Source organism: Cesiribacter sp. SM1 (genome assembly GCF_020178975.1).
In the GTDB taxonomy this organism is placed as follows: Bacteria; Bacteroidota; Bacteroidia; order Cytophagales; family Cyclobacteriaceae; genus Cesiribacter.
Genome location: NZ_JAHXBU010000064.1, coordinates 1 through 2,629, shown reverse-complemented (window position 1 = coordinate 2,629; position 2,629 = coordinate 1). Strand labels below are relative to the sequence as shown.

Below are 2,629 nucleotides of genomic sequence, written 5' to 3'. Positions count from 1 at the left end.
ACATAACACTAGAATAAGACAAATGAGGGGGAGCCAGTTATTTCAACCTTCATCACTTTCTACTATCTTACTGCAAGAAGACAGGTAGGTGCATATTTCCCCTCATCTGTCTTATTCATTGTCCGTTGGTAGCAAGCAAAATACACTGCGGATATTAAATGAATGGACAATATCATATAGTAATCATACTGACTATCCTAGCATTCGGAATTCCTATTCTGGTTTATTCAATCTATGAACAGACTTTTAAATATTTTTCCCTTCGCAAGCTGACAAGATTGTTCAACCTGACATTGATAGCCCATTTAGTTATAGCAGTTATGCTTATGATTATAATGGCATATCTCGAAAAAAATATCTATGTAGACGGACATGGAACAGGGCTAACAGATATCATAATGGAAACTGGAATGGCATATTTAATTATAGGTGCATTTTTCTATCTTCCTGGACTATTGATATTGAATCTGATTAACTGGACGATGCTAAAAATGAATAGAAATTAATAAAGCCTACTACCAACAACAGAATAAAGCAATCGCCCTCACAGCTTCGTTGCCATTGTTGCTGCAGATAGCTAACTTATCGTACTCTAAGAACCGCAAGTGCCGGGGCGCCTGCTTTATTCAACGGACGTTGGCATGAATTAAAATTGAGCAATCTCCCTCCGATATCAGTATTAATATTAGCGTTGATCCTTTTTTCATCTTGTGAATCAAAGGAAAAGGAAACTGTTGTTGTTTGGGAGAGGAATCCGGAAGGATATGGACCTCTTCATGGACTATATCAAGACACACTTGGGAAAGAGCCTTATTCGAATCCAGTTTTACCATTTGTATCGACGCTTGACTCAATACTTAGTTCCTATAGCTTTGAGGAATTAGAGTCATCAGATACTGCAGCGCTAGGGGACTATCAGTTTGATTATATCCAGACGGCGGAATTCATGTATGGTGGTGAAAGAATCAGAGTAATGAAGGGAAGTCTATATCATAAGGACTGGCCATGGAATGAAATATTTCTCTATTCCGATAGGTTTGGAGTAGTAGCTATTTACCCTGGACACTCATATTCTCAACATTATCTAAGAAAGAAGTTTGTGGACGGTGACTTAATATTTGAATTAAAGGATAGCACCTTAAATTTTTTAATGAATGATACAGTCCTAAATCCTATACCGCCAATGCCAAAAGAAGTATTTGAGATTGAAGTGATAGAGATGCCAGTAACAGATGAATAAAAATAAAATAAACTCATGCCAACAACAGAATAAAGCAAATGCCTTAACAGCTTTCAGTCATTCTTGTAGTTGAAGCTACTCTTGCGTACATTCAGCAAAGGGCAGTGCAGGGCATCTGCATTATTCAATGGACGTTATGCATTATTGAAGAGAAATATGAATCAGAGTTTAGATGATATTATTGAATATGGTTCTGAAAGTAATACCCTAGACTTTAAAGGGGAACAATACCCACTTGGCAAGCATCCAAAGAGAAATGAAATACTTAAGGATTTTTTGGCCTTTGCTAACCATCCCTCTGACTCTGACAAATACATCGTGTTAGGAGTACATGAGAAAAATGGTGTAGCACATCATTTTACTGAAATTGATGATTTATTCGATGAAGCAAAATATCAAGAGCTGATCGAAAGTAATATTGAACCTAAAATCAACTTTGAATACAAGCTATTTGAATATAAAGGCAAGAAGCTCGCCTACTTTAGAATCTTTGGAAATACGGATAGGCCATATCTCATAAAAAAAGATGTCAAAAATCCTGCTGATGGTAAAACAGACTTCAGATTAGGAGATGGTTTTATAAGAACAGGAGCTTCAACCAAGAAAATTGGACGTGTTGATTTTGATAAGATCTATGAGCACAAGTTAAAAGCAAGAGATAGAAAATCAGATATTCAAATCATACCCTATCTAGGACATTTGAATGATACTATTTTATCTGGTCATGGATTTATGTACATGGATTTAGAAATAGTGAATAACTCAAATAAATCTCTAGATATTGATATAGAAATGAAAATCCTAAAAACAGAAGATTATATTCTGTTACATGAAAGAGACATCAAAGAAGAATTGCGTAGGAACACTGCGTTTTCATTTAAATATGATTTAAGCTTAATGCAGCCTTCTAATTTCCATGTGAACTTTGAGAATAAAGACAGCCATATAGTTATTTCTCGAAATCGCATAGGTAACAGACCATCAGCACTTAGTATCCCTCAAAACTCAAGCGAAAAAGAAATATTTTTCCAGGATTTGGTACTTGTAGAATCCAAAGTAGACATCATCAGAGCTCAAGTAATTATTAGAAGTGATGGATTTACAGACGGTGCTTTAGTACAAGAGGTAGAGTATAAAATAAAATAAACAATGCATAACAACAGAATAAAGCAAGGGCTGTAAGAGCTCTTTTCTATCTTACCAGAGACATCAACCAAACGTACTTTGAGAAGCGGCGGTGACCAGCCCCTGCTTTATTCAACGGACGTTATGTGTAATAAGCGGTTCGGCTGGTGGATTTTCTGTGGAGCTAGGTCTCCCAAGAGCAGAAGCGGAAGGCCAGAGGGAGTTTTAGCGCTTGCTTTTTAGCGGTCCAGCCCCAAGGATGGA

Annotated in this window: 2 protein-coding genes; both read left to right on the top strand. The window is 36.6% G+C overall.

The window, feature by feature from the left end; genetic code table 11:
• Nucleotides 1-652: 652 nt before the first annotated feature.
• Nucleotides 653-1,240: a hypothetical protein gene (locus KWJ01_RS13200; protein WP_224996931.1), complete on the top strand. Its 588-nt coding sequence runs from the start codon at nt 653-655 to the stop codon at nt 1,238-1,240.
• 156 nt (nt 1,241-1,396) lie between these two features.
• Nucleotides 1,397-2,386 carry an ATP-binding protein gene (locus KWJ01_RS13195; protein WP_224996929.1) on the top strand — a complete coding sequence of 330 codons (990 nt, stop codon included), beginning with the start codon at nt 1,397-1,399 and terminating at the stop codon, nt 2,384-2,386.
• The last annotated feature ends 243 nt before the right edge of the window (nt 2,387-2,629 follow it).